Raw genomic sequence first — 25,940 nt, forward strand, 5'->3', positions numbered from 1 at the left:
TCGCGCTAGACCGTGGGTATTTCGCGTAGAGATGGCGGACGGGGTGCCCGGCAAGACTAACGTTTTGTGACTTTGGTTTCCCCTAGAAGCGATTGCCATGCCTCCACTGTTCGCGAGAGGTGAGCGTTCATCTGTTGTTCGGCTAGGCCTACCCGCCGCTCTTCGATCGCTTCCAAGATGGTGCAATGGTCCTCATAAGATTGTCGACCTCGATTTTGGTCGGCAAAGTAGACCTTCCGTCGATGCCTGGACAGTTCGTAGAACGATCTCGCCACGCGCAGCAAAATGTCGTTCTTGGTTGCAGCAAAAATCGCAAGATGGAACGCCTCGTCCTCGCGCTCTATGCTTTGCTTTTTGGATAGGCGCTTGTTGGTCTCTTCAAGTATGGCGGTGATCTCGCGAATGTTGTCCGCGGTCCTGCGTGTGCAGGCCAACCTGACCGCCTGCCCTTCGAGCATGCGCCGGACCTCCATGACGTCGGCGATTTCCTTGGCCTCGAATGGAACTCCGGATTCAGCATAAAGCACTAGAGCATCGATGCTGCTCTCTTCGATCTTTCGCAGATAGATTCCAGAATTTGGGCGCCGTTCTATCACTCGCATGGTTTCAAGTGCGGCCAGAGCCTCTCGAACCGCGCCGCGACTGGTGTCGAACTTTTCCGCAAAGTCGCGTTCTGATGGCAACCGTTCGGAGGGCTGATAGCGGCGCTCACGGATGAAGGAAAGGATCTTTCCGATGGCGTTCGAAGGAGCCTCAAGCTTGTCGGTTCGATTTCGCTCAGTCATCTAAAATATCCTGCCTGGTCCTGCCGACCACTTGATTTCGATTTCCTCGGTAGCTAATCATGGCCGACCAAATTGGTCGACCAGTACTTTGGAGGAACCTTGAGGATCTCGGTCGAATCCGCCCTGCTTCAGTAGATATCAGGTTGAGGAAATTGAAGCATCTGAAACGCGCCAAATCCACCTAAAGAATTGATTTCCCAGCATGGATAGCTTTGAGACGGATCTGTTTGTCATAGGTGGCGGCTCGGGCGGCGTGCGCGCCGCGCGGATCGCCGCTGGCCATGGCGCCCGCGTCATGATCGCCGAGGAATATCGGATGGGCGGCACTTGCGTCATTCGCGGGTGCGTACCGAAGAAGCTATTCGCCTACGCCTCGCATTTCAGCCACGACATCGCGGATGCCGCGGGCTTCGGCTGGACCGTTCCGCCGGCGACGTTCGACTGGGCCACCCTGATCGCCAACAAAGACAAGGAGATCGCCCGGCTGGAAGCGGCCTACACCACCAACGTGGAGAAATCTGGCGTGCAGGTGATCAAGTCGCGCGCCGTGTTCGAGGACCCGCATACGCTGGTGCTCGACGGCGGCAGGAGGGTGCGCTCGAAGTATATCCTGATCGCCACGGGCGGCGCACCGAACCACGGCAAGGCCATTCCCGGCATCGAGCATGTCATCTCATCGAACGAAGCATTTCATCTACCCGAATTGCCGAAGCGTATCCTGATCCAGGGCGGTGGCTATATCGCGCTGGAGTTTGCGTGCATCTTCTCGGGCCTGGGTTCCCTCGTGACTGTGGTCTATCGCGGCGACAACATCCTGCGTGGCTTCGACGACGACGTCCGCGCCCATGTCCGCGATGAGATGGAGAAGAACGGCATTACCATCCTGACCGGTTGCACGGTCGACGGGATTGAGAAGCACGACGATTGGTACACGTCGCACCTGTCGAATGGCTCCAGCATCGCGTCCGACAAGGTGATGTTCGCCATCGGCCGTCACCCCGCCGTCGCAAATCTCGGGCTGGAGAAAGCCGGCGTCGCCATCAACCCGGATAACGGAGGCATCGTCGTCAACGAAGCCTCGCAGAGCTCGGTGCCACATATCTATGCGGTCGGCGACGTCACCCATCGCTTCAATCTGACGCCGGTAGCGATCCGTGAGGGCCACGCTTTCGCCGATACGGTTTTCGGCAAGCGGGCGGTCAAGGTCGATCACATCGATATTCCGACCGCCGTGTTCACGCAGCCCCAGGTCGGCACCGTGGGCCTCACCGAGGCGCAGGCGCGGGCGCAGTTCGCTATCGTTGATGTCTACAAGGCGGCGTTCCGCCCGTTGAAGGCGACGCTGTCCGGCAGCGAGTCGCGGGTGTTGATGAAACTGGTGGTTGACGCGGGGAGCGACCGCGTCGTGGGTTGCCATATCGTTGGATCGGACGCGGCCGAATTGGTTCAGGTCATCGCCATTGCCGTAAAGATGAAGGCTACCAAGGCGGACTTCGACGCCACTATGGCGCTGCACCCGACCTCCGCCGAGGAACTGGTGACTATGCGTACCCGCACTGCACGTTACGTGCGCGACGCGGCGGCTTAGAAAGCTCAATTTCGATCGATTGTGCAAATTCAGGCCGTTGGCGCGCGCGTTATGCGGCGCCGCTCAAAACGCACTTGACAATACGATTGTGATCATACCAAACTGGTCCTACCAGTATCGGTGAAAATCCAGCAACAGACTAACCTCGCCATCCGCAGCCGCTTGTAGTCGAGGAGCTGGATGCGGAAGTTCTGGCGAAGAAGATTGGGCCCACCATGGAAGTGGATTATTTGACTAGCCTGCCGCGACGCATCCACCTCATTGTGGATGAGGGGGCCAAAGCAGGAGCATCCCGGCCGGCTCTTACTGACGAGCGGGGCATCGTTTGGTCCTATCGGAGACTGATCGATACGATCGAGGCCGTTGCAGGTGACTTGGCGCGTCTAGGGATCCGTCCCGGTGATCGGGTCATGGTGGTGGGCGAGAACTCAATCGGCGCCATCGTCCTGATGTATGCGGCGAGCCGGCTTGATGCATGGGCAGTGATGACGAGCGCACGGCTCGGCCCGCACGAACTGGACGCCATTGAGGGTGATTGCAAGCCCAGACGCGTATTCTATACGCATGGAATATCGGCGGAAGCAGATGCTGCGGCGTGCCGGCGCGGCGCGGAAGCCGAAGCGTTCACGGGGATTGGAGCGATCAAGGTCGGTAAGTTGGAGGCGAGCGCCGTTCCCGAGGAGGTCTATGAGGATCCCGCCCGTCAGGTTGCAGTTCTCATCTACACGACGGGGACTACCGGTCGCCCGAAGGGAGTGATGCTCAGTCATCGCAACCTCGCTTACGTGGCGGGCCGGGGCAAAAGAACCAACACGCTCTTTCCCGAGGACGTCACGCTTTGCGTTATGCCGATCTCTCATTCGTACGGGTTGACGTTGCTGCAAGGTATGTTGTTTGTCGGCGCACACCTGCGGATCATGCCGAGGTTCTCTCTCACGCAAGCAATCGACGCCGTCGTGAATGGTTCGTTGACCGCCTTCAATGCCGTCCCTGCGATGTTGTCGCGGATCATCGCTTACGTCGATCAGAACAATATCAAGCTCACGCCCAATAACCTTCGTTATGTCTATACCGGAACGGCACCGCTCGATCTGTCTCTGCGACAGAGCGTCGAGCGAGTGTTCGGCGTGGTGCTTCATAATGGTTACGGGCTGACCGAGACGTCTCCGACCATCAGTCGGACGCTGTATGCCATGGGAAGCAACGAAATCAACATCGGACCGCCAATCCCGGGAATCGAAACCAAGATCGTCGGACCTGATGGGCGGGAAGTACCCGATGGCGAAGCGGGCGAACTGCTCGTTCGCGGGCCCAACGTGATGTTGGGGTATTATGGTCAGCCGGACATGACCGCGGAGGCGATCGATCGCGAAGGATATTTGAAAACCGGAGATATCGTCAGCCGGTCGCCGGGCGGCGAACTGGTGGTCCAAGGCCGGTCGAAGGAGCTAATTATCAGGTCCGGCTTCAACGTCTATCCGCCCGAAATCGAGGCTGTCCTCAATTCTCATCCGGCGGTTCTCAATTCCGCGGTAGTCGGGCGATCAATCGAGGGCAACGAGGAAATCATCGCTTTCGTTGAGCCGACCCCTGGAAGCACCATCGAAGTGGCCGAACTGCTCGCGCTCGTGGAGCGGCAGCTCGCACCATACAAGAAGCCGCAGCAGATCATTGTCTTGCCGCAACTTCCGGTAGCCCCGAACGGGAAGATTAGAAAGCACGACTTGAAAAAGCGCGCCGAGGAGTCGCTGTCAGCGGCTACCTCAGTTTAACGAATTATAGACCGGACGGACGGAAATGGTGACAAGTCGCGAGCAGATGTACCCCGATACAAAGTTGTTCATCGATGGATCCTGGCGCGATGGAACGAGCGGAAAGGTCGAGCCCATCCTGAATCCGGCGACGGGAAAATTGATCGGAACAGTTGCGCACGCGTCTATCCCCGATCTCGACGACGCACTTGAATCGGCCGTGCGCGGGTTCGAATTGTGGCGGAGGACGTCTTCCTTCGAGCGATACAAATTGATGCGTGGGGCTGCCGAAAAGCTCCGCGAGCGAGCCGCCTCAATCGCGCGTATCATGACGCTCGAGCAAGGCAAGCCGCTGGGCGAGGCGAAGATGGAGGTGTTGCTCGGCGCAGACATCATCGACTGGTTCGCGGAGGAGGCGCGTCGATCCTACGGTCGGACCATTCCGTCACGTTCCGGCGCCGTACAGCAGGTCGTGATCCGCGAGCCAGTTGGGCCTGTCGCCGCCTTCACGCCGTGGAATTTTCCGATCAACCAAGCCGTCAGAAAGATATCAGCTGCGATGGCGGCCGGGTGCTCCGTGATTCTGAAGGGACCCGAAGAAACGCCGGCAAGTTGTGCAGCTCTGGTCAATGCTTATGTCGATGCCGGCTTGCCCTCCGGTGTCCTCAATCTCGTTTTCGGTGTGCCGTCCGACATATCGGAATACTTGATTGCCCACCCTGTCATTCGCAAGATTTCGTTCACGGGTTCGACGCCAGTCGGGAAGCGGCTTGCGGCTCTCGCTGGAAGTCACATGAAGCGCGTTACGATGGAGCTAGGTGGACATGCGCCTGCGCTAGTCTTCGAGGACGCAGATGTCAAACAAGCGGCAAAATTGCTGTCCGCGGCAAAGTTCAGGAATGCCGGCCAGGTTTGTGTTTCTCCGACCCGGTTCATGGTCCATGAACGGGTCTACGACGACTTCGTTGAACAATTCACCGCTGCTGCCAAAGCTCTCGTCGTCGGGGACGGCCTCGACGAAGCGACCCAAATGGGACCACTAGCTAATCTCCGTCGAGTCGAGGCGATGGACGCGCTGGTCTCGGACGCCGTTCAGCGCGGCGCGCGCATCCGGACAGGTGGAAGGCGCCTGCGCAACGATGGCTTCTTCTTTCAACCGACGGTTCTGACGGACGTGCCTCTGGACTCGCGCATTATGAACGAGGAGCCATTCGGCCCTGTTGTGCCAATCGCGTCGTTCTCGACATTCGAGGATGCCATGGTCGAAGCGAATCGGCTCCCTTATGGCCTTGCTGCATATGCGTATACGAAGTCAGCGGCGACGATCGGCGCGCTCGGCTCGATCGTGGAGAGTGGAATGGTGTCGATCAACCACCAAGGCCTTGCCTTACCGGAGACTCCCTTCGGAGGAATCAAGGACTCCGGATACGGTTCGGAAGGTGGTACAGAAGCGATGGACGCGTATCTCAACACTAAGTTCCTGACCCAGATGCACGGTTAGCATGCGCGATCGGCAATGCTGATACGCCGTCGCGGAGCATGCGTCGCGCAGGTCAAACCTCGCGACGGTCCTTCGCCGCGCCAGACTCTAGGGCCCAAAGATCCAACGCCTAAAGCGAGTTAGCGAAGTGTTGTTGACCATCGACCGCGTTCAGATCGCGACGCCGGATGCCAAAAGTGCCGCGGAGATGTGGCGTCGCCGATTGGGGGCGGAACAAGTCTCTGCGGATCGGGTCCGGGGATTGGGCGCCAAACGAGTGACATTGCGTGCCGGGACCGGCGAGATTGAGTTGTTGGAGCCGGAAGGCAACGGCGTTGTCGCGGACGAACTGGCAAGACGCGGGCGATCTCATCTATTCGGCGCCGGCGCGACCTCACTCGACCCGCGTGCACTGGTGCATCATGCCACGTCGGTCGGAGTTGAGCATCAGCACGAAAATGGCCAGGATTTTCTCCGGTTCGAAATCGAGGGGAAGCCGGTCCATTTCGTAATCTCTCCCCCGCGTACGGTGGAGCCGACCGGCGGGATTGATTTCCTTTATGAGGTGACTTTGCTCGCGGCCGACCAGGCAGCCGCGGTAACGCGCTTCGCCGAAGTCTTTCGTCTTGATACACGGAATTTCGTGACGATTACCTCGGAGCTCTTTGGCTATACGGGCGTCCTCACTCTCTTCGCGCCTGATCGCCTCGACCGATTTGAAGTCATCACGCCGACGGACTTCACCAAGACGCTCGGCAGGTATCACGCCCGCCAAGGCTCGTCTTTCTATATGGCGTATGCCGAAAGCCGAGAGATCGGTCGCATCGAAAGATCGGCGAAGGCGGACGACGTGGGACACACGCTGGATCCGCGCGAGGAGAAGCGGAGCGGTCGAGATCCGGAGCAACTCTGGCTTCATCCTCCGGCCCTTGGCGGAATGATGCTAGGGCTATCGCGGCCGACGCTTGGTTGGCGCTGGTCGGGCCACCCTGAGAGGGTCGTGGCGTTAGTGCAATAGAAGCTCGATGGTGGATGCGTCGGGCTTATGTCGATTGCATCAGGCCGCGACTGACCCATCGGAAAAATATCCGATGACGAGGATACGATGAGCAAAATTAGGTTCACCGAACCAAATCGAGAAATCCTCGCGCGCCGAGATTCAATCATAAACGATCTAACCCGCCTTGTTGACCCCGCTGGGCTAATAACGTCGACGGACGAGTGTCGGGCTTATGAGACAGATGCGTTGACGGCCTATCGCAAGATGCCGCTCGCCGTCGTCCTACCGAAGACGACCGAAGAGGTGAGTGCCGTTTTGAAATACTGTCACGACACCGGCGTCAAGGTCGTGCCGCGCGGCGCAGGTACGTCTCTCGCCGGCGGGGCAATTCCGAGTGAAGACGCCGTCGTTCTCGGACTTTCAAAGATGAATCGGGTGCTCGCGGTCAACTACGATGACCGCTTCATCCGCGTCGAAGCGGGAGTCACAAATTTGAGCGTAACGGCGGTGGTGGCGGAGAACGGCTTCTTCTATGCGCCAGACCCTTCCTCTCAACTTGCCTGCACGATCGGAGGCAACATTGCCAACAACTCCGGAGGCGCGCATTGCCTGAAGTATGGAGTCACGACCAATAACCTCCTCGGCGTAAGGATGGTACTGATCGATGGATCGATCATCGATCTCGGCGGTGACTATCTCGATAGCGCTGGACTCGATCTGCTGGGCCTGGTCGTCGGCTCCGAGGGGCAGCTCGGGATAGTGACCGAAGCGACCCTCCGAATTCTGAAATCGGCCGAGGGAGCGCGCCCGGTTCTGTTCGGTTTCCCGTCTTGCGAGGGAGCGGGCAAGGCGGTTGCGGACGTCATTGCCGCCGGTATCATTCCCGTAGCCATCGAATACATGGACAAGGCCGCCATCGAGATCTGCGAGGCCTTCGCCAAGGCCGGCTATCCGCTCGATGTCGAGGCCCTTCTGATTGTAGAGGTCGAAGGGTCCGACGCCGAGATGGACGCGACGCTGGCGGACATCACCGCCATCGCTCGTGCGAATGGTGCGACGACAGTGCGCGAGAGCAGGTCGGCAATTGAGACGGCGGCAATCTGGAAGGGGCGGAAGTCGGCTTTCGGTGCGACCGGGCGAGTCGCTGACTATTTGTGCATGGACGGCACGGTGCCGACCGGCAAGCTGTCGTACGTTTTGGCGGAGATCTCCAAGATCGTACAGCGACACGGATTGCGTGTCGCGAATGTTTTCCATGCCGGTGACGGCAACATGCATCCGCTCATCCTCTACAACGCGAACGATCCGTCGCAGCAGTCGAAGGCGGAAGCAGCGGGAGATGACATTCTCAGGCTCTGCGTTGAAGTTGGTGGGTGCCTGACGGGCGAGCACGGTGTCGGTATCGAGAAGCGTGATCTAATGCGCTGCCAGTTTGACGATGCCGATCTGGCTCAACAGATTCGGGTGCGCGCCGCGTTCGATCCGCGATGGCTGCTCAATACGGATAAGGTGTTTCCCCTCGATTTTCGATGTCAAGGTTAGGGTGACGGGAGTGTGATGACCGATTGCTATAAGCCGCGCGACGAGTGCGGACTGTCGTCTGCCATCAAGGATGCGGCTACAGCAAAGATGCCTCTCGTCGTGCGCGGCGCCGGCTCCAAGTCGGCGATGGGCCGACCGCTGGGTGGATACGCTATGCCTCTAACGACCGAGCGCATGCGCGGAGTTTCACTTTATGAGCCGACAGAGCTCGTCATCGGTGCTTTGCCTGGAACGCCGGTTTCCGAAATCGATCGGATGCTCGCCAAGCACAACCAGATGCTTCCGTTCGAGCCGATGGATCATCGTGTGTTGTTCGGGACGAGCGCAGAGCCGACAATCGGAGGTATTGTCGCCGGGAATGTTTCGGGTCCGCGTCGTGTCGCGGTCGGAGCTTGTCGCGACAGCCTGATCGGCGTTCGCTTGGTCACGGGCCGCGGAGACATCGTGAAATCCGGCGGGCGCGTGATGAAGAATGTCACCGGGCTCGATTTGGTCAAGCTGACCTGCGGTGCGTGGGGCACGCTCGGCGTTTTGAGCGAAGCCATCTTCAAGGTGTTGCCGAAGCCGGCGCGTTCCCTATCGCTGGGATTGCGCGGCTTGGACGACATGACAGCGATTTCGGCGCTAACCGCAGCGCTCGGGTCGACTTTCGCGGTCTCGGCGGCGGCGCATATCCCGGCGAGTATTGGGTCGGACTCGACTACGATCGTTCGACTAGAGGGGTCCGAGGGCTCGGTAGCCTACGGATCCCGCGAACTTGCCAGGCTCTGGTGCTCCTTTGGGCTGCCCGACCTGATCGAAGGGGATGAAAGCGCAAACTTTTGGTTGCGCATCCGCGACGCGCACTGGCTGGCTCAGCCAATGGATCGTTCCATTTGGCGGTTGTCCTTGGCCCCCTCCAAAGCGCCGCGTGCTCTTGCTGACATCCGGCGAAAACTCGGCGTGCGGTATTTCTACGACTGGGGCGGTGGTCTCGTGTGGCTCGCGGTCGTGGGCGCTGACGATGCGGGAGCGTCGGTCGTTCGGGAAGCTATGGTCAATACCGGTGGGCACGCCACACTCGTACGGGCTTCATCGGAGATTCGCCGCAGGATCGATGTGTTCGAGCCGCTTCCTCCTGCGGTGCTCAAGTTGACGCAGGAAATCAAGAAATCTTTCGATCCTGACCGCGTTCTAAATTTCGGCAGGATGTACGCCGGTATCTGAGGCGAGGCGGACTGGTATGCAAACAAACTTCTCGCTGACGGCCTTGGCCGATGCACATGTAAGCGAGTCAGAAAAAATCCTCCGTGCCTGTGTGCATTGCGGCTTTTGTACTGCGACATGCCCGACATATCTGCTTCTTGGTGACGAAGCGGACAGTCCGCGCGGGCGCATCTATCTGATCAAGGACATGTTGGAGGAGGAAAAGCCGGCGACCCCTCAGGTCGTCGAGCATATCGATCGATGTCTGACGTGTCTTTCCTGCATGACGACCTGTCCGTCCGGCGTGCACTACATGCACCTGGTCGATCACGCGCGAGCCCATATCGCCCGAACCTATACGCGTCCTCTGCCTGATCGGTTGCTTCGAGGCATGTTGGCGAAGGTGCTGCCGTTTCCGGGCCGACTTAGGTTGGCTTTACGCGTGGCTACCGTGAGCAGGCCGATCAGAAAGTGGCTCGCCAATCTTCCCGGCGGCGCGCAACTCGCCGCGATGATTGAACTTTCGTCGTCATTCAAGCGAAGAAGGCCGACCCGAAGGTTACCGGGCGCGACCGTCGATAGGCCGCGCGGTCGGGTTGCGCTTCTGAGCGGATGTGCCCAGCAGGTCCTCGGCCAGAACATCAACGAGGCTGCAATCCGGTTGTTGACGCGTCACGGTATCGAAGTAGTTCAACCGATCGACGAAGGGTGCTGCGGAGCTCTCGTGCAGCACTTGGGATACGAAAGTCGGGCGCTGGATGCGGCTCGACACAACGTGGATGTATGGACACGCGAAATCGAGAACGGCGGCCTCGACGCCATCGTGGTTACGACGTCCGGTTGCGGAACGGTCATTAAAGATTATGGCTTCCTACTTCGCAACGATAACGCCTACGCTCAGAAAGCCGTACGGATCTCGGCTCTAGCGCGGGACATCACAGAATTCTTGCATGAATTACCGCTTCAAGACGGTGTTCGGACTACCGGCCAGGTCGTGGCTTACCATTCGGCATGCTCGATGCAGCATGGACAGCAGGTTAGAGATCAGCCGAAGTCACTTTTGAGGCGAATGGGGTTTGTAGTGAGAGAAGTACCGGAAGGCCACATATGTTGCGGCTCCGCCGGAACATACAACGTACTGCAGCCTGAGATCGCCAATCGACTGCGCGCACGAAAGGTCACCAACATTGAGAAGGTCAAACCGCAAATCATTGCGAGTGGAAATCTCGGCTGCATAACGCAGATTGGTGCTGGAACACGCATTCCAGTCGTCCACACGGTGGAGTTGGTCGATTGGGCGATGGGCGGCCCGTTGCCTGACGTCCTAAAGGGGTGCTTGGGCTAGGTGCGGACAAGCGACCGCTCTGACGTCCTAGTTTGGATTGCCATTTCCGTCCATCGCGGCTTCGATTGCCTTATTGGCTGCTGTCTCATCATACAGATGGCAGGCGATCTGCCGATTGCCGTGCAACCGCAGCGGCGGAATTTCGCGGCTGCAGACCGGCATGGCGGACTGACAGCGAGGGTGAAATGGACAGCCGGGCGGGGGGGTGGCGACGCTCGGCACCTCGCCCTGAAGGAGCACGTGATCGCGGGCGCGCTCGATTTGCGGGTCCGGCACCGCTACCGCATCGAGAAGAATGCGCGTGTAGGGATGGAGCGGTTCGCCGTAGAGGTCGTCGCGCGTCGCGATCTCGACGATGCGTCCGAGATACATCACTGCGACCCGATCGCTCATGTGTCGGACGACGCCGAGGTCGTGCGAGATGAACAGATAGGACAAGCCGAACTGCTCCTTGAGGTCGGAAAACAAGTTCAGAACCTGGGCCTGCACTGAGACGTCGAGAGCTGAGACCGGCTCATCACAGATGAGCAGTTTCGGACGCAGTGACAGGGCGCGCGCGATGGCGACCCGCTGACGCTGGCCGCCGCTGAGTTGGTGCGGATAGCGGTCGAGGAAGCGAGTACCCATTCCGACCGTATCTAGGAGTTCGGCAGCCTTCGCGCGGCGCTCGTGGCCCGATCTGCCGACGCCCTGAATCGCCATCGGTTCGGCGATCAGGTCGGCGATTGTCATGCGGGGATTTAGCGACCCGAACGGATCCTGGTAGATGATCTGCATCTCACGCCTTAGCGGTCGCATCTGGCGATGACTGAAGCCCGTGATATCGCGTCCGTCGAACACGACCCGGCCGCCGCTCGGCGGCGTCAGTTGTAGTATGGCCATGGCCGTGGTGGATTTGCCGCAACCGCTTTCGCCGACGAGCGAGAGAGTTTCGCCGCGCTGGAGTGTGAGGGATATGCCCTTGACAGCTCGAACGGAGGGGGCGCCCGTTACGCCGAAAGAGGTTGTGCTTGCATAGTCGACGCACAGGTCCGAGACCTCGAGAATATTCGTTGCTACGTCGTTCATAGCGGATTCCAGCACGCGAACAGATGGCCGTTCCGTGTGCGTTCGTCGCCGCTAAGCGGAGGGCGTTCGTCGCACCGTTCGGTCCGACGTGGGCAGCGCGGTGCGAAGGCGCAGCCCCCGGTTCCGTCGGAGGGGGCGGGTGGCTGCCCAGCGATCGACTCGAGCCGATGAGCGATCGGACCGACGATCTTGGGCACGGAGGCGAGGAGGGCGTGCGTATAAGGATGGCGCCCATCGCGATAGAGGTCGTCGGCCGCCGCTGTCTCGACGATGCGGCCGGCATACATCACGTTGACCCAGTCGGCGTAGCGCGCCACGACGCCGAGATCGTGCGTGATGAGAAGCAGCGCCCCGCCCAATCCGCGGGTAAGGTCAGTGAGAAGCGTCAAAATCTGCGCCTGCACGGTGACGTCGAGTGCTGTCGTCGGCTCGTCCGCGATGATGAGTCTTGGCTCGCAGGAGATCGCGATAGCAACCATGACACGCTGGCGCATACCCCCACTGAGCTGGTGAGGATAGGCCTCGGCTTTGGTCTCTGCATCCGGGATGCGGACCTTCTTGAGAAGGTAGATCGCCTGCGCTTTGGCGGCGCTCCAGGACATCCGGCGATGACGCACCAGCGGCTCGGCGATCTGGCGCCAGATGCGCAGGCTTGGGTTCAGCGCTGTCATCGGCTCCTGGAAAACGATGCCGACCTCGTTGCCTCGGATGTCCCTGATCTGTTTTGGTGACTGCGTCTGCATATCACGGCCGGAGAGGCGTATTTCGCCGGCCGTGATCTTGATCGGTGGCATTGGCAGTAGATGGGTGAGCGACATCGCGGTGATGCTCTTGCCCGCGCCGCTTTCGCCTACGAGCGCCACGACCTGGCCTGAATAGGCCCGGAACGAAACGTCTGCGACAGCACTCAGCTCCGTCTTGCCCGACCAGATGCCCACGCAGAGCCCGCGTACATCCAGTATCGGGGGCCCCGACATTTCCAAAGTTCCGTGCATCGATCAGAAGCCCATCGACTTCTTTAGATCCTGATCGATCCAAGCGCGCGCCCAGACCGGCGCATCACGCCGAGCGGAGACCGAAATCTCACCATAGTAATTCTTGACCCACGGCCACCATACCGTGAACGAGCGCGGCCTGGGCAGAAACAGGAATGGCGCTCGCGCGGTCATCTCATTGGTGAGCGCGGCGACGCCCTTCTTGACCTTGTCCGGGTCCCTCTCCTGCTGGATGGTGTCGAGTGCCGCATCGACCTTCGGGTCGTTGACGCGGGCCGAATTCCAGACGGAAGAGGACCGGTACAGTTTCTCGATTGAGGCCGTCGGATTGCTCATGCCTGCGAAATGCCAATAGCCGGGGCCGTGCTTGCCGGTGGTCATCAGACTGAGAAACGCTCCATACTCCTTTGGCTCGATGGTCATCTTTACGCCGATTGCCGACAGATATCCGGCTACAATCTGCGCTTTCTTTAGCTGCTCAGGGAAGCTCGGAACCTGTGCCTTGAACTCGAAACCATTCGCAAGACCCGCTTCGGCGAGGAGCTTCTTGGCCTTGGCCGGATCGTACTGGAGAACCTCCCGGGCATCGTTCGGCATCTTTTCGGGCGGCGTGAAATAGCCTTCCCAAGTTTCGTCCATCGGCAGGTGCGGAAAGTCGGCGTGGCCGCCATAGATCTGCTTCGAGATGGCGGCCCGGTCGACCGCGAGATTCAAGGCGAGACGCACCTTCGGGTTGTCGAAGGGTGGTGCATCGACCCGCATTGCCAGTGCCTCACCCGCATAGTCGGGGTGTTCGATGACTTTGATTTTATCTTGGATCGGCGCCAGTGACTTGAGTTCGTCCCAGTTGATATTCGCCATGACATCGATCTTGCCGGTGCGGAAGGCGGCTAGGCGTGTCTGTGAATCCCCGATCGTCCGCATCACAAGGTTATCGACGAATGGGATCTTGTAAGGTTTGCCGTCGATCGTCTCGCGGTCCCAGTACTCCTTGTTAGCCTGATAATCCCCGAAGGCCCCGGCCTCATACCGCGTCAACCGGAAGGGACCCGTGCCGCAGGCATTCTGCCAGTTGCCAGCACCGCCGTTAGGGGCCTCCGTGATCTCTTTGGGATAGATGCCGGCGTAATAGCCGTAGCCGAGGCGGTACTTCCACTCCGAGTTGTACTCCTTCAGGAAGAAGGTCACCTGGTGCGGTCCCGTCTCCTCGGCCCTGTCGATGAAGGAAAAATAGACTTTGTTCGCCTTCGGACTAGCGACGAGACGGTTATACGCGAACACGACGTCTTTGGCGGTAAAGTCGCGCGCTTCCATGATGCCTTTGCAGGCCTGCCATTTCACGTTCTTGCGCAGGTTGATAACGATCGAGAGCGGTTTGTCGACGACCTCCCAGCTCTCTGCGAGTTCGCCGCGCAGCACGTCGTCGCTGAGCCAGGCCTCGCTGAAAAAGTTGTTCTTCCCGCCGCCACGTACGCCTTTGCTTAGATCGCCCACCATCAACTGCTCCATGTAGGGCCCAGCATCGATAGAGACCTTCCAGTTCCAGTCGGCGGGATCCCACGACAACGCCGCAATCCCCGGGGAGTAAGGAACGATGGTCAGCGTGCCACCGTATTTGGGTTCCTGGGCGCTCACGGCTTGGGTCGCAATCACAGTCCCGAGCGCGATAACCGCCATAGTTCCGAGATGTCGGCCTACCATTCCTTGCTCCTCCTTAGTGTTATGGTTTTTCGCTCAATTGCGCACTATTCCGCGTGGATCGAGAAGATCGCGGAGAGAGTCTCCGAAGATGTTCACGCAAAAAACGATCAGAGTTATCGCGAGGCCAGGGGCCGCGACCATCCAGACGTTCTCGAACATGTAAGGGCGGGCATCGCTCAGCATACGGCCCCACGCGGGTGCGGGCGGTGGCACACCAAGACCAAGGAAGCTGAGACTCGATTCGGCCAGGATCACGCCGCCGAGGCGCGTGGTGTAAAGCACGATGAGGGGCGCGGCGATCGTCGGCAGGATGTGCCGGAGAATAATGTGCCAGTTACCGGCGCCGAAGGAATGGCCCGCCTGCACGTACAGTTGCTCGCGCGCCGACAGGACCGCGCCGCGTACGATGCGCGAACCGGCAACGCCGTAGAGGATGCCGAGGAGGGCGATGATCTGCACGATCCCGGGGCCGAGAACCGCGACGCCCGCGATCAGCACGATTAGGTCGGGAAAGCTCTGCCAGGTATCGACGAACCGCTGAACCAGGGCATCGAGACGTCCGCCGAAATACCCGGACAGAACCCCGAGCGTGACCGATAGGGCGAGCGATAGCAGCGCGGCGGTGATACAGACGATAACGGAAGTACGGGCTCCATAGATGATGCGGCTGAGGATGTCGCGTCCGAGTTCGTCTGTGCCGAGGTGGTGCGACCAGGACGGCCCTTGCATCAGCGATGTAAGGTCGATCGCGTCGAAGTCGTACGGTGCGATCCAAGGTGCCAAGAGTGCGCAGACCACGATCGCGGCGAGAAGGCCGGCGCAAACCGTTCCGAGGATATCCTGCTTAAAAAGGCGACTGAAGAAAGTCCTGACGGGTGCTGCCCAAGCGCCTCGCCCGGGACCTGTTTCGATCTTCAGAGGTGACTCGATAGTCATGCGTTCAGCCCTGACGAATCTTGGGATCTAGGAGGGCGTAGCTGATGTCGACGAGCAGGTTGATCGTCATTACGCCGACGCCCACGAGAAGAAAGATGCCCGTAATGACCGGATAGTCCCGCTGCGACACCGCCATCAGGAGTAGTTGGCCCATACCGGAGATCACGAAGATCTGCTCAATCACGACCGCGCCACCGATCAGCAGGGGCAACTGCAACCCGACGATGGTTATGACCGGCAGAAGCGCGTTTTTGAGGACATGGCGCAGGACGACCGTCCGCTCGTCGAGACCCTTGCTCCAAGCTGTACGGACATAATCCTGGCGCATGACTTCGAGGACCATGGTGCGGGTCATCCGCATCGTCACTCCCGACAAGGCGATGCCGAGGACGATGGCGGGCGGCACCATCTGGCGGAGGCTAAGGAGGGGATCGTCGGTCAGCCGAACATATTGCACGGTCGGAGCGATCCCCCAGAGCATCGCCGGCACGACCACCACTAATGTCCCGAGCCAAAAAGGCGGGACGGACAGGGCCGTGATGGCAAAGACACGGCCGAGATAATCGACCGGCTTGTTTTGCCGGATCGCCGAGATGATCCCGACGGGCAGCGCGATCAAGAGCGCGAATATCATGGCCAGCACGCCTAGATACAGAGTAATCGGCATGCGCTCGGCGACGAGGCGGGTGACGCTATCTCCCGTCCAAAGCGAGCGACCGAAATCTCCGTGGAACACAATCGAGCTGATCCAGTGCCAATATTGTACAAGGACCGGCTGATCGAGCCCGAGTGCCTTGATAAGATCTTCGCGGGTCTGGACGCTGGCCGAGATGTCGTTCTGCGACATCATCATGTCGATCGTGTTTCCCGGTATCAGGCGAATGGCCGAGAACACAATAACGCTCGCTAACAGGAACGTCGGCACAAGGGCGACAAGGCGACGAATTAGATATCTCAGCATGACGCGGTCCATTGGAGGGCGCGCTCACCATGCAGATTGGCTTGGTCCGACAGCACCACGCTCTTGTCCCTCTCTATGTGAAAAAGGCCGCTGAACGCCCGCTCATCAAAAAATGAGGTGAGTTCTCTATTTGCAGATCAGTTGCAATCTGGCACATCCAATCTGGTCATACCATTCAAGCGTGCTCTTGGCGGCGGTGTCAAGGCGAATGTTGTCGCGGTGGCGTAGCTCCGGGGTGCTTATCTACTCCGAGAACCATTGACCGACCGAATTGGATATGCCAATTTGGTCGAACCAGATCGCGATGTCTACCAAAACGCATGCGCACCTGGATGGTTGATTTACGTCGAAAATCTCGAAGGAGAAGCGCTGTGGCGAAGGAAAAGAGTGGCTACTACGGCCAGCGAAGGAAGTTCTGGTCGTGGGGATATGAAGGTGAAGCTAATTCCAAGGACGAAATCCGAACCATGCGAGACCGCGTGGAGCAGCGGCTTGGAATTAAAGACATCGAAATTCTGTCAGACCCGACTCTGGACGAGATTGAACTTTATGCGTCGCGCATAAAGATCCCGCGAACGCTGGAGGATTTCTGTACCTCGGAAAAATGGGACAGAATTGTTCATACGTACGGTAAGGGTTTCAAGGACATGACCCTTATCTACCGGCGCGATTTCAAGAAGGCTCCGGACGTCGTGGCCTATCCGCGCGACGAAGAAGACATCGCTGCCATCTTCGACTGGTGCGGGGAAAATAGTTATGCATGCATCCCGTATGGCGGCGGATCGAGCGTCACCGGCGGCTTCTGGGGTCCCGAGCGCGACGCCTTTCCCGGGGTCGTCGTAATCGACTTGGGCAACCTCAACAAGATTCTCGAAGTCGACCCCGTGTCGCGCTGCGCGCGGATCCAGGCGGGCATTCTCGGTCCGGCTCTGGAAGAACAACTGAAGCCGCATGGCCTCACCTTGCGCCATATTCCGCAATCGTGGGAATTCTCATCGCTGGGCGGTTGGATCGCAACCCGCTCGTCCGGTCACTATGCGACCCATCTCACGCATATTGACGACATGGTGGAAAGCCTGCGCGTGGTCACCCCGGCGGGAACGATCCAGAACCGCCGCCTGCCAGGCTCGGGTGCGGGACCCAATCCGGATCGGCTGTTCATCGGGTCTGAGGGCTCGCTGGGCATCATCACCGATGCATGGATGCGTCTACAGGGGCGTGTGAAATTCCGTGCGAATGCGTCGATCTCCTTCAAGACGTTCTATCAGGGTGCCAAGGCCGTCCGTCAGATCACCCAAGCAGGACTGTTCCCGGCGAACTGTCGCTATCTGGACGAGCAGGACGCCAAATTCTACGGCGCTGGAGACGGCACCGATTCGGTCCTGTTGCTGGGCTTCGAATCCGCCGACCATCCGGTGGACGCGTGGCTGGAGCGTAGTCTCGAAATCTGCAAGGACTTCGGTGGCGTCGTGAAGCAACAGGCGGGAACTGCGGACAACGCGCTGGAGACCAGCCGTAGCGGGCCGCAGGGTAACTGGCGGCACCAGTTCAGATATCTGCCCCGGTTGATGCATACGCGCGCAGCGATGGGAATCGTCAGCTTCACGTTCGAAACTGCCTACACTTGGGATCGGTTCGAAGAAGTCGATACCGAGATCATGCGTCGCATCCGGAAGGCCCAGAAGGAAAATCTTGGCGGCGGCATCGTCTGCCGCAGGTTCTCCTTCCTGTATCCGGACGGCCCGGCTCCTTACTATTCGATCATGGCTCCTTCGACGCACGCCAACAGCCTTGAAGCCTATAAGATGCTCCACGACGTTGCGTCGGACGCGCTAATCGAACTCGGCGCAACCATCACGCACCACCATGCTGTCGGAAAATCGTTCCGTCCTTGGTACGACAAGGAAGTCGATCCGTTGTTCCGCCGTGTGCTGGCAGCCGCCAAGACCGAACTGGACCCGAAGTGGATGTTGAACCCTGGGCTGATCGTTGACAAGCCAGCAGGGCTCAAGATCGTCGGATAGGAGTCCTCTGCGATGATTGATCTATACTTCTGGCCAACCCCGAACGGGTATAAAGCAGCCATAATGCTGGCAGAGTTGGACTTGGAGTATCGTGTAGTTCCGGTTGATATAACGGCAGGTGAGCAGTTTCATCCGGAATTTCTGAAGATCAATCCAAATAACAAAGTGCCGGCCATCGTGGATCACGATGGCCCGCACAACAAGCCATATGCAGTTTTTGAATCCGCGGTCGTTCTTATCTATCTCGCGGAAAAGTCCGGTAGATTTCTCTCTCAGGATCCTGAAAAGCGCTACGATACGCTAAAGTGGCTTGTATTTCAGAATACGACGATGGGTCCAATGCTGGGCCAAGCGCACCACTTCATGGTGTATGCGACTGAGAAGATCGATTACGCGATCGAACGTTATGATCGGGAAGTTGGTCGAATATACAACATTCTCGAGAAGCGCCTTGGCGAATTTGAATATCTCGCCGGCGAGTATTCCATCGCTGACATCAGCACATTCCCTTGGGTTCGCACGCGAAAGCTGCATCGACGTGACTTGTCGGAGTACCCGAACATTGATCGATGGTACCAGGCGATCAAAGACCGTCCGGGGGTTAGGGCGGGCATAAATACGTTGTCCGACAGCAAACAATGGGAAGCGAAGCCGGGCACCGAGGCCTGGAAGAATATGTTCGGAAAGAACTGAAGTTCGCAACAATCCAAAAGCGAGCGTCGACTCGAATGACTAACTGGGTAAAAGCCGCTCTTACGAAAGATGTGTCGGATGACAGCATTCAGCAGCTCAATATCAACGGATGCAAAGTTGCGCTCTACCGCTGCGGCGAAGAGTATTTTGCCACGTCTGACGTTTGTACTCATGCCTATGCACTTCTGTCCGACGGTTGGCTCGATGGTTACGAGATCGAGTGCCCGCTTCATGGCGCCCGCTTCGATGTTCGAACGGGCGCGGCGTTGACCTCACCAGCAGAAACGGCCCTGGCAACCTATCCTGTTCGTGTCGCCGGTGATGCTGTGGAAATCGATGTCACCTCGGCACCGTCTAATCCCGACGCGTCAACCTAACTTAACGGCAAGGGGGGCGACGATGTCGCCATTTTGTGTGACGCCCCCATCTCGTCCGAAATAGCCGCTCCGCTTTGCTACAAGAAAAATAGAGGAGGTCGAATTGACCAGCTTCAGGTCGGAAGTACCCAGCCCTGTGAGGCCGAGCGACGGTGGTGTCAGAGGTGGGCCAATCACACCCGAAATGGTTTCGAAGCTGCTGGACGATCGACCCGATGACGGAATATTTCGGGTAGATCGGACGGTGTTCACCGACCAGGATATTTTTGAGCGCGAACTTACTCACGTTTTCGAGGGGACTTGGGTTTTCGTCGGGCTGGAAAGTCAGTTACGCAAGCCGAATGACTTCGTGACGACGTACATCGGGCGCCACCCCGTCCTGATTACAAAGGACGGGACTGGAGAAATTCGATGCTTCTTTAACACCTGTCGCCACCGCGGGGCGATCGTTTGCCCCTTTAAGAAGGGCAATCAGAAATTCCATGTTTGTCGCTATCATGGGTGGTCGTACGATAGTGCCGGCAAGAATGTTTCGATGACCGATGAGAAGGATGGCCAGTATCCGCCGTCCTTTCTTGCGGATGATCATGGCCTCAAGCCTGTTCCCAAGATTGCAAGCTATCGAGGGCTTCTGTTTGCAAGCGTGTCGCCCGACGTGCCGACGCTAGAGGAGCATCTTGGTGACGCGCGCGCGTTTATCGATCTCGTTGTCGATCAGGGCATCGAAGGGCTGGAGTTCGTTGACGGAAACGTAAGCTACACGTTCGACGCCAATTGGAAGCTTCAGTTCGAGAACGGGCTTGATTATTACCACTTCGCTTCAACGCACAGTTCGTATATCGACGTTCTCAAGAAGCGTGAAGTGCGGAGAGGACCGCTAGAAGTAAAGCCGTGGAATCCGACAGAGACCGACCCCGACGCGCAAGGAAGCTTCAGCCTGGCGAGGGGGCACGCGATGATGTGGTCCATTCATGCGTCAAGGGTTTATAAGCTCCGCCCTCTCAATCAGGATGGCAAACTTCTGTCGACGGTTCAGGGGCAGACTCGGGAAGACAAGCTCAAGTGGATGTTTCGTCAGCGCAATCTCACGATTTATCCTAACCTGCAGATCGTTGATATCGGCACGCTGCAGTTGCGGACGTGGCGGCCATTGGCTCCGGACAAGACGGAGATTACGTCTCACTGTCTTGCCCCAGTTGGTGAAAGTGACGAGGCGCGCCGCGTTCGCATCCGTCTGTATGAGGATTTCTTCAATCCGAGCGGTCTTGCGACGTCCGACGACAACGTCATGTACGAGCTTTGCCAGACCGGCTACGGAGCTCGTTTCGCTGGTCCTACGCAGGGGTATGCGCGAGGCTTGAGGCCGAAGTCCGGCGAGGCACTCAACTACTCTTCCGAATTGCAGGTTTCACCTGATCGGTGGACCTATGGAGCGCCCCTGTTCGGCGATGAGACATGCTTTCATTCCGGTTACCGGGAATGGCTGCGCCTTATGACTCGTGATCCCTCGGAAGGCTAGGTTAGCGACATGTCAGAGGATGATTACCTGAAGATTGCTACTCGCGTTCTCTTCACGGAGGCAAGACTTCTGGATCAGAAGAAATTCCGCGATTGGGTCAAGCTCTACGCTGACGATGCGATTTTCTGGGTGCCGGCCTGGAAGGACGAGTACGAGACGACGTCCAATCCGAACCGCGAGCTTTCAATGATATATCATGAGAACTCATATGGGCTGAGTGACCGAATTGACAGGATACAGTCGCGAAAGTCCATCACGGCGATGCCGCTTCCGCGCACGGTTCATTCCTATACGAACATCATGGTCGATGCGGCCTCGACGGATTCGATCGAGGGAAATGCCTGCTTCACGGTTCATACGTACGATCCGCGCGCTTGTAAAAGCCATACCAACTTCGGACGCCTTGAATTTCGGCTGCGCCGTCTTGGAGAGGCTTGGCTGATCGGATTCAAAAAGATTTCCCTTACGAACGATCAAATGGCCACTGCGCTCGATTTCTACAGCGTCTAGCAAGTGCGTCGCAGATGAATATCAGCAGAATCTGCCAACTAGCCTTCGGCTGAAGGTATTGAATGTGAGAGTGCTCGGCGCCTGTCAACGGCGGATAAGGAGGACGGGCGCGCCGAATGTGCCCTTCCCCTACAGGGAGCGCTAAAATGCGTTTTGTGATTGTCGGAGCAGGCCTCGCGGGGCACACAGCCGCCGTGCATCTTCGCGAGTTGGCGCCACAAGCCAAGATCGATATTCTCGGAGACGAACTCGGCCTGCCGTATGATCGCCCGCCGCTGTCCAAAGAAGTCCTTGGCGAGGGCGCACCGCGCTATCTGGCAAACGCGGAGACCTATCATGAGAACGGTATTTCGTATCATCCCGGACAAACCGCGACGCAGATCGATCGAAACCGCTCCGAAATTCTAACCGCTTGCGGAAATGCTTATGCTTACGATCGGCTACTCCTCGCGACCGGATCGCGGGCGAGAAAATTGCCGGATAGCGTCGGGCAAAGCTCGAAAATTCTCTATCTGCGAACGCTTGAAGACGCGGTTCGCTTGAAATCCGTGCTTCGGGAATCGCGTCGAATTGCTGTGATCGGCGGCGGGTTCATTGGGTTAGAGGTTGCTGCCGCCGCTCGAGCGATGGCCTGCGAGGTTTTTCTGTTTGAGATGACGGATCGGATACTATCTCGCGGCATGCCTGCTATCCTGAGCCGTTGGGCTGAGAAATTGCATCGCCTGAACGGAGTCCAGTTCGAATTTGGCTCAAAGATCGATTCAATTCATCATCAGGATGATGGTTCGTTGCGATTGCGCTGGAATGCATTCGCAGATGTCGACGCAGTCGTTGTCGGGATCGGGGTTCAACCCAACACCCAACTTGCATCGGACGCGGGGCTGGACGTCGATGATGGTATTGTCGTGGATGATCGCTGCCAGACATCTGATCCGGCGATCTTCGCTGCGGGAGAGGTGACGTCACACCCCGTCTTAGGCGGCGCGTTTCGTCAGCGACTTGAGTCCTGGAAGGTGGCCTCGGGCCAATCGCTGGTCGCGGCGAAATCCATGGCAGGGATTGACTCGCATTATGCGGAGCCGCCGTGGCTATGGTCGGACCAGTTTGGACACAACATTCAGTCGTTAGGAGTGCTGCAAAATGCTGACCGCAGTGTCGTGCTGGACGATCCTGAAACGAACAATTGGACGGCAATCTTCCTCGATAGTCACGATAAAATTGCCGGCGCAATCGCGGTGAACAACGGCCGTGATATTTCGATGCTAAAGCGTGCCTTGCTTCATGACGGAATCATTCCAGAGAAACTGCTCAATAGAGCCGCCAGATAGCGCTCCTATTACGTGTTCATCATGAGAACCGAGATACCGAGCGATATGCTTGGCTTCGACCAAACTCATTGCGCCTATGTTGGCGCGGTTCATGGCGACGGACAGAAGCTTTTTTGAAGGCTCGCCGAGTGCGTCATTTCGCTAAGCGAGCCGAAGGGTAGCCCTCGGAGAGCATCCTCAGGAAAGAGTCAGAGCGGGGTTCCCATTGTCGGCTCTCCAATAGGCCGAATAGTAAAGCCGGTTTGGGCCCGCGCCATGCGCAGTTTTCGTTGCCTATTCCGAAGCTCTAGCCGGGACCGCGTTCGCAGCCGCGCCTTCCCGATCCGGCTAAGCTGGTCCCGCCGATGTTCAAGTGCGTCATGGCGGCGGATAAGGGGCCGGAAGGCGAGAGGAAGTTGTCAGTTAAGGTAGATAGCATCAAAGCAGAAGGGGACGCCGCATGTATTGTAATATAGCCGTCAGATCCTCGGTTGCCGCGTCGCGCGACGCACCCGTCGACCATAACGCTCGTTATCCGTCGGATCGGGGTGCTTGCCGCCGCCCTTCCAGTCGTCGGAGATCAGCCAGTCCTCGAAATAGTAAAGCCACGTTGTGGCCCAGGGTACGAATGTCTGATCGATCCGCATCGTGCCGGTCCACTCGCGCGTTCCTGGCAACGTGAGGCACAGGCGCAGGGGATCATGATAGACGTGCGGCAGGGGCCGCTCACCCGCCAAAGCCGAAAGCTCGGGGTCCGTGACGAAGACGCTTGGTGTTTCGCCCCGCTGAAATGTAATGCGCATGGAGTATTCACGGCTAAGGGGCGTCGGCCTGTCACGATAATCCCAAATAAAGCCAGTCGCGTGCAGCCGGCCTGTCCCCGTACAGATGGGATTGGCGCGCAGAAACATAAACTGCTGCGCGGGCGTCAGGTCTGGGCGGTCACGCGAAAACACCTAGTCACCGAAGAACGTGTTGGAGCGAACCGGCGTCGCATTGGCCGCGCTGGACAGCGTGAGCCCGACCGTCGGCGCGACGTAGAGCTTCTTGGCCGTGCGTGCCTGCGAAATGCTGTCGGTGCGAGCATCGATAACTTTGCGAACGACCGAACTCCCGAGGCTTCCTTCCAAGCTCTTGCCGATAACGTCGATGCCCTGCAAATCCGGAAGGGCCTCGAAGTCCGCCAGTGCCTTCGCATGCCACTCGTAGAAGGCGGCGGCGCGAGCCGGCTCAGTATTCCAGCGCTCGGCGAAGTTCTCGCCGACCGTGGTTTCGTTGGCCACCACATAGATCCGCCGACCATTGACGACCGGCTTATCGATGAAGTGTGGCATCAACCGAATGGTCGCGATCAGAACGTCAAGTTCGGAATCGAAAACAAAGCTCTTGACGCAATACTCATACGACTGTGCCGCGAGCGTGGTGATGATGATGGAGATCGGTGCGATCTCCTCGACGACTTCCAGGAAATGCACATCACGATGCCGCTTGAGGATCTGCACCGTCCGCCGCAGGATGCCTTTGGCGGTGCCATGCACAGGGAAGGGCTCGACGGCCGCACGGTCCTCGGCAGCGAGAGCCTTTTGCATCCGCAAGGTGGGGATTAGGGCTGCCCTGCGTTCAAAGAGCGCCTTGTAGCCTTTCGGATTCGTCGGTTTGAATTCCCGCAGCTTCTTGTCGGGAACCAATTCGCCGCCGTTGGCGCATTTGGCATTGTTGATCGTCGGCGAGATGTCGAGATGATATTCGCGTGCGTAGTTCAAGCGCCAGCAGCGCTTCTTCTCTTCGAGCATGGCAGCGTAGCGCGCGTTCTCCTTCAGGCGATCGCCGACAATGCGTTTCAACTCTGCCGGTGGCCGGTCAGCGGTAAAGCGCAGCACCTTGCAGATGAGATCGACGTCGAAATCTTCGCGCCCGATCGGTTTGACCGTCGTGCCGAGGCCGGTCGAGCCGTGAGCATAAATATCGATCCACTTCAGAAGAGGGTTGTCCGACCCGGAGAGCCATTCCGCGACAGCCTCGTAGCTCGTCCGCGCAGCCTCAAGCTGAGCAGCGGTCAACTCCAGCGCTTGGCAAATCTGATCGAGGAGCGAGTAAACCTCGGCTTTGCGCAAAAGCAGATGCGTCTGGGGAGGCGCCGTGAACATCTGATTCATGGCTCAATTCCTTTCACGGTGTAGATAGGTTTGAACGATTCGGCAGTTTCCGTCAGAAAAACGGGTTCAATGCGAGGACGCTCCTTACGAGCTGATGAGGCGCCCATGCCTTTGAGTTGCGCGATCTTGCGCGTGTCATCGAGATTGAAGAAATCCTTCGGCACATCCGGGCAGCACCGGAAAATCGCCTCACGTTCGTATTGATGGCCGGTAAGCAACTTCGCCATACCAAGCGCGCCATGCGACTGGCCGTCCATGAACAGGCGGGTCACATCCTTTGCGAGACCGCCCCAACCAGGCGCCTCGCCGATCATGTAGACCTCGTTGACGCAGCCCAGGCTCAGCACTCGCAGACTGCTGGCCGGCCAGTCGAGCAAAGTGACGGCCTCGACCACCGCCAACGCGATCGGGTTGTTGGCCCATACGCCGCCGTCGAGCAGACCGACATCCTCGGCGGTCCGGTGGCGCTTGTAGTAGGTGGGCGCGGCGGCCGTCGCCATCGCGGCATCGACGGCGAGGCGCTTGTAATCGGTCTTGAGGCGGGGATGATGCGCTGTCTTGAAAATATAGACACCGCGATGGTCGGCATCCCATGCGGGAATCACCAGTCGCGTTCTCGCATCCCCAATGCGCCTGCTGCCGAGAACTGTAGAGAGTTCGCTCCGCAGCAGATCAGCGTCATGCTTCGGGGTGACGATGTGCTTGAGGCGACGCCACGCGTCGCCGGCGAAGCTCGCCAGAGCGCCGCCCGACTGTCCAAAAATGTGTGGGCCGCGACGGACATAGAGGTCAAGGAGATCACGCGCGGGAAGACCCATCGCCAATCCGATCGCCAGAATGCCGCCCGTGGACGTTCCTGCGATCAGATCGAAATACTCTCCGATGGGCCGGTCGAGATCCTCTTCCAGAGACGTAAGAAAGGACGCCGGCTGCGTTCCCATGATGCCGCCGCCGTCAATCGAGAGAATTCGACGAATCGGCGGTTTATCTGAAGGAACTGCAACCTGCGTCATGTCG

At 58.6% G+C, this 25,940-nt stretch carries 23 protein-coding genes; 14 read left to right on the forward strand and 9 right to left on the reverse strand.

Annotated elements, in window-relative coordinates; all coding sequences use genetic code 11:
• Positions 1–56: 56 nt before the first annotated feature.
• Positions 57–785 carry a FadR/GntR family transcriptional regulator gene (locus tag DCM79_RS08855; protein ID WP_006018749.1) on the reverse strand — a complete coding sequence of 243 codons (729 nt, stop codon included), beginning with the start codon at positions 783–785 and terminating at the stop codon, positions 57–59.
• A 202-nt stretch (positions 786–987) separates the two neighbouring features.
• Between DCM79_RS08855 and gor the strand changes: the two genes are divergently transcribed.
• From gor to glcF, 7 genes are all read left to right on the forward strand, one after another.
• On the forward strand, positions 988–2,373 hold the full coding sequence (gor, locus tag DCM79_RS08860) for a glutathione-disulfide reductase (protein ID WP_006018750.1): 1,386 nt from the start codon (positions 988–990) through the stop codon (positions 2,371–2,373).
• 215 nt (positions 2,374–2,588) lie between these two features.
• Positions 2,589–4,145: a class I adenylate-forming enzyme family protein gene (locus DCM79_RS08865; RefSeq protein ID WP_006018751.1), complete on the forward strand. Its 1,557-nt coding sequence runs from the start codon at positions 2,589–2,591 to the stop codon at positions 4,143–4,145.
• Between the two features lie 25 nt (positions 4,146–4,170).
• Positions 4,171–5,625: an NAD-dependent succinate-semialdehyde dehydrogenase gene (locus tag DCM79_RS08870; RefSeq protein WP_006018752.1), complete on the forward strand. Its 1,455-nt coding sequence runs from the start codon at positions 4,171–4,173 to the stop codon at positions 5,623–5,625.
• Between the two features lie 127 nt (positions 5,626–5,752).
• Positions 5,753–6,622: a hypothetical protein gene (locus DCM79_RS08875; protein WP_006018753.1), complete on the forward strand. Its 870-nt coding sequence runs from the start codon at positions 5,753–5,755 to the stop codon at positions 6,620–6,622.
• 87 nt (positions 6,623–6,709) lie between these two features.
• Positions 6,710–8,146: an FAD-linked oxidase C-terminal domain-containing protein gene (locus tag DCM79_RS08880; protein ID WP_006018754.1), complete on the forward strand. Its 1,437-nt coding sequence runs from the start codon at positions 6,710–6,712 to the stop codon at positions 8,144–8,146.
• A gap of 15 nt (positions 8,147–8,161) precedes the next feature.
• Positions 8,162–9,352: a glycolate oxidase subunit GlcE gene (gene glcE, locus DCM79_RS08885; RefSeq protein WP_006018755.1), complete on the forward strand. Its 1,191-nt coding sequence runs from the start codon at positions 8,162–8,164 to the stop codon at positions 9,350–9,352.
• 16 nt (positions 9,353–9,368) lie between these two features.
• Positions 9,369–10,676, forward strand: coding sequence for a glycolate oxidase subunit GlcF (gene glcF / locus DCM79_RS08890; RefSeq protein ID WP_006018756.1), 1,308 nt, complete (start codon positions 9,369–9,371; stop codon positions 10,674–10,676).
• Between the two features lie 27 nt (positions 10,677–10,703).
• Here the strand turns inward: glcF and DCM79_RS08895 are convergent, their stop codons facing one another.
• The 5 genes from DCM79_RS08895 to DCM79_RS08915 are packed head-to-tail and all read right to left on the reverse strand — an operon-like array spanning position 10,704 to position 16,337.
• Positions 10,704–11,744, reverse strand: a complete 1,041-nt coding sequence (locus DCM79_RS08895) for an ABC transporter ATP-binding protein (protein ID WP_006018757.1) — start codon at positions 11,742–11,744, stop codon at positions 10,704–10,706.
• Positions 11,741–12,682, reverse strand: coding sequence for an ABC transporter ATP-binding protein (locus tag DCM79_RS08900; protein ID WP_237863167.1), 942 nt, complete (start codon positions 12,680–12,682; stop codon positions 11,741–11,743). The genes DCM79_RS08895 and DCM79_RS08900 overlap by 4 nt, the downstream gene beginning before the upstream one ends.
• A 60-nt stretch (positions 12,683–12,742) precedes the next feature.
• Positions 12,743–14,440, reverse strand: coding sequence for an ABC transporter substrate-binding protein (locus tag DCM79_RS08905; protein ID WP_006018759.1), 1,698 nt, complete (start codon positions 14,438–14,440; stop codon positions 12,743–12,745).
• A gap of 33 nt (positions 14,441–14,473) precedes the next feature.
• Positions 14,474–15,376 carry an ABC transporter permease gene (locus tag DCM79_RS08910; RefSeq protein WP_006018760.1) on the reverse strand — a complete coding sequence of 301 codons (903 nt, stop codon included), beginning with the start codon at positions 15,374–15,376 and terminating at the stop codon, positions 14,474–14,476.
• Between the two features lie 4 nt (positions 15,377–15,380).
• Positions 15,381–16,337: an ABC transporter permease gene (locus tag DCM79_RS08915; RefSeq protein ID WP_006018761.1), complete on the reverse strand. Its 957-nt coding sequence runs from the start codon at positions 16,335–16,337 to the stop codon at positions 15,381–15,383.
• Between the two features lie 371 nt (positions 16,338–16,708).
• Between DCM79_RS08915 and DCM79_RS08920 the strand changes: the two genes are divergently transcribed.
• The 7 genes from DCM79_RS08920 (at position 16,709) to DCM79_RS08950 (ending at position 22,933) form a co-directional block, all read left to right on the forward strand.
• Positions 16,709–18,361, forward strand: coding sequence for an FAD-binding oxidoreductase (locus DCM79_RS08920; protein ID WP_006018762.1), 1,653 nt, complete (start codon positions 16,709–16,711; stop codon positions 18,359–18,361).
• Between the two features lie 12 nt (positions 18,362–18,373).
• Positions 18,374–19,054: a glutathione S-transferase N-terminal domain-containing protein gene (locus DCM79_RS08925; RefSeq protein ID WP_006018763.1), complete on the forward strand. Its 681-nt coding sequence runs from the start codon at positions 18,374–18,376 to the stop codon at positions 19,052–19,054.
• Between the two features lie 35 nt (positions 19,055–19,089).
• The gene (locus DCM79_RS08930; protein ID WP_006018764.1) at positions 19,090–19,431 is read left to right on the forward strand and encodes a non-heme iron oxygenase ferredoxin subunit; all 342 of its coding nucleotides are present in this window, start codon (positions 19,090–19,092) and stop codon (positions 19,429–19,431) included.
• A 184-nt stretch (positions 19,432–19,615) separates the two neighbouring features.
• The gene (locus DCM79_RS08935; protein WP_237863165.1) at positions 19,616–20,950 is read left to right on the forward strand and encodes an SRPBCC family protein; all 1,335 of its coding nucleotides are present in this window, start codon (positions 19,616–19,618) and stop codon (positions 20,948–20,950) included.
• Between the two features lie 9 nt (positions 20,951–20,959).
• Positions 20,960–21,460 (forward strand): aromatic-ring-hydroxylating dioxygenase subunit beta, encoded by a 501-nt coding sequence (locus tag DCM79_RS08940; protein ID WP_006018766.1) that lies wholly within the window; start codon positions 20,960–20,962, stop codon positions 21,458–21,460.
• A gap of 146 nt (positions 21,461–21,606) precedes the next feature.
• A complete protein-coding gene (locus DCM79_RS08945; RefSeq protein WP_006018767.1) occupies positions 21,607–22,788 on the forward strand; it encodes an NAD(P)/FAD-dependent oxidoreductase in 1,182 nt (393 codons plus the stop codon).
• Positions 22,789–22,864: 76 nt separating this feature from the next.
• The gene (locus DCM79_RS08950; RefSeq protein ID WP_244438006.1) at positions 22,865–22,933 is read left to right on the forward strand and encodes a DUF2274 domain-containing protein; all 69 of its coding nucleotides are present in this window, start codon (positions 22,865–22,867) and stop codon (positions 22,931–22,933) included.
• A 313-nt stretch (positions 22,934–23,246) separates the two neighbouring features.
• Here DCM79_RS08950 and DCM79_RS08955 read toward each other — a convergent pair whose 3' ends face one another.
• The 3 genes from DCM79_RS08955 to DCM79_RS08965 form a co-directional block, all read right to left on the reverse strand.
• The gene (locus DCM79_RS08955) at positions 23,247–23,570 is read right to left on the reverse strand and encodes a hypothetical protein (protein ID WP_192817750.1); all 324 of its coding nucleotides are present in this window, start codon (positions 23,568–23,570) and stop codon (positions 23,247–23,249) included.
• A gap of 153 nt (positions 23,571–23,723) precedes the next feature.
• Entirely contained in the window at positions 23,724–24,923 is a 1,200-nt protein-coding gene (locus tag DCM79_RS08960; RefSeq protein WP_006018769.1) for a nucleotidyltransferase, read from the reverse strand.
• Complete coding sequence (locus DCM79_RS08965; RefSeq protein ID WP_006018770.1) at positions 24,920–25,936, reverse strand: CBASS cGAMP-activated phospholipase; 1,017 nt, start codon at positions 25,934–25,936, stop codon at positions 24,920–24,922. The genes DCM79_RS08960 and DCM79_RS08965 overlap by 4 nt, the downstream gene beginning before the upstream one ends.
• Positions 25,937–25,940: the final 4 nt, after the last annotated feature.

Source organism: Bradyrhizobium sp. WBOS07, from assembly GCF_024585165.1.
Taxonomy (GTDB): Bacteria; Pseudomonadota; Alphaproteobacteria; order Rhizobiales; family Xanthobacteraceae; genus Bradyrhizobium; species Bradyrhizobium japonicum_B.

What these genes read in the sequence shown, in the direction of transcription:
- DCM79_RS08895 (WP_006018757.1), bottom strand. Translation starts at nt 11,744, where the DNA reads ATGAACGACGTAGCAACGAATATTCTCGAGGTCTCGGACCTGTGCGTC.
- gor (WP_006018750.1), top strand. Translation starts at nt 988, where the DNA reads ATGGATAGCTTTGAGACGGATCTGTTTGTCATAGGTGGCGGCTCGGGC.
- DCM79_RS08945 (WP_006018767.1), top strand. Translation starts at nt 21,607, where the DNA reads ATGCGTTTTGTGATTGTCGGAGCAGGCCTCGCGGGGCACACAGCCGCC.
- DCM79_RS08910 (WP_006018760.1), bottom strand. Translation starts at nt 15,376, where the DNA reads ATGACTATCGAGTCACCTCTGAAGATCGAAACAGGTCCCGGGCGAGGC.
- DCM79_RS08930 (WP_006018764.1), top strand. Translation starts at nt 19,090, where the DNA reads ATGACTAACTGGGTAAAAGCCGCTCTTACGAAAGATGTGTCGGATGAC.
- DCM79_RS08960 (WP_006018769.1), bottom strand. Translation starts at nt 24,923, where the DNA reads ATGAATCAGATGTTCACGGCGCCTCCCCAGACGCATCTGCTTTTGCGC.
- DCM79_RS08935 (WP_237863165.1), top strand. Translation starts at nt 19,616, where the DNA reads ATGGTTTCGAAGCTGCTGGACGATCGACCCGATGACGGAATATTTCGG.
- DCM79_RS08870 (WP_006018752.1), top strand. Translation starts at nt 4,171, where the DNA reads ATGGTGACAAGTCGCGAGCAGATGTACCCCGATACAAAGTTGTTCATC.
- DCM79_RS08865 (WP_006018751.1), top strand. Translation starts at nt 2,589, where the DNA reads ATGGAAGTGGATTATTTGACTAGCCTGCCGCGACGCATCCACCTCATT.
- DCM79_RS08965 (WP_006018770.1), bottom strand. Translation starts at nt 25,936, where the DNA reads ATGACGCAGGTTGCAGTTCCTTCAGATAAACCGCCGATTCGTCGAATT.
- DCM79_RS08940 (WP_006018766.1), top strand. Translation starts at nt 20,960, where the DNA reads ATGTCAGAGGATGATTACCTGAAGATTGCTACTCGCGTTCTCTTCACG.
- DCM79_RS08925 (WP_006018763.1), top strand. Translation starts at nt 18,374, where the DNA reads ATGATTGATCTATACTTCTGGCCAACCCCGAACGGGTATAAAGCAGCC.
- DCM79_RS08915 (WP_006018761.1), bottom strand. Translation starts at nt 16,337, where the DNA reads ATGCTGAGATATCTAATTCGTCGCCTTGTCGCCCTTGTGCCGACGTTC.
- DCM79_RS08880 (WP_006018754.1), top strand. Translation starts at nt 6,710, where the DNA reads ATGAGCAAAATTAGGTTCACCGAACCAAATCGAGAAATCCTCGCGCGC.
- DCM79_RS08905 (WP_006018759.1), bottom strand. Translation starts at nt 14,440, where the DNA reads ATGGTAGGCCGACATCTCGGAACTATGGCGGTTATCGCGCTCGGGACT.
- DCM79_RS08955 (WP_192817750.1), bottom strand. Translation starts at nt 23,570, where the DNA reads ATGCGCATTACATTTCAGCGGGGCGAAACACCAAGCGTCTTCGTCACG.
- DCM79_RS08855 (WP_006018749.1), bottom strand. Translation starts at nt 785, where the DNA reads ATGACTGAGCGAAATCGAACCGACAAGCTTGAGGCTCCTTCGAACGCC.
- glcE (WP_006018755.1), top strand. Translation starts at nt 8,162, where the DNA reads ATGACCGATTGCTATAAGCCGCGCGACGAGTGCGGACTGTCGTCTGCC.
- glcF (WP_006018756.1), top strand. Translation starts at nt 9,369, where the DNA reads ATGCAAACAAACTTCTCGCTGACGGCCTTGGCCGATGCACATGTAAGC.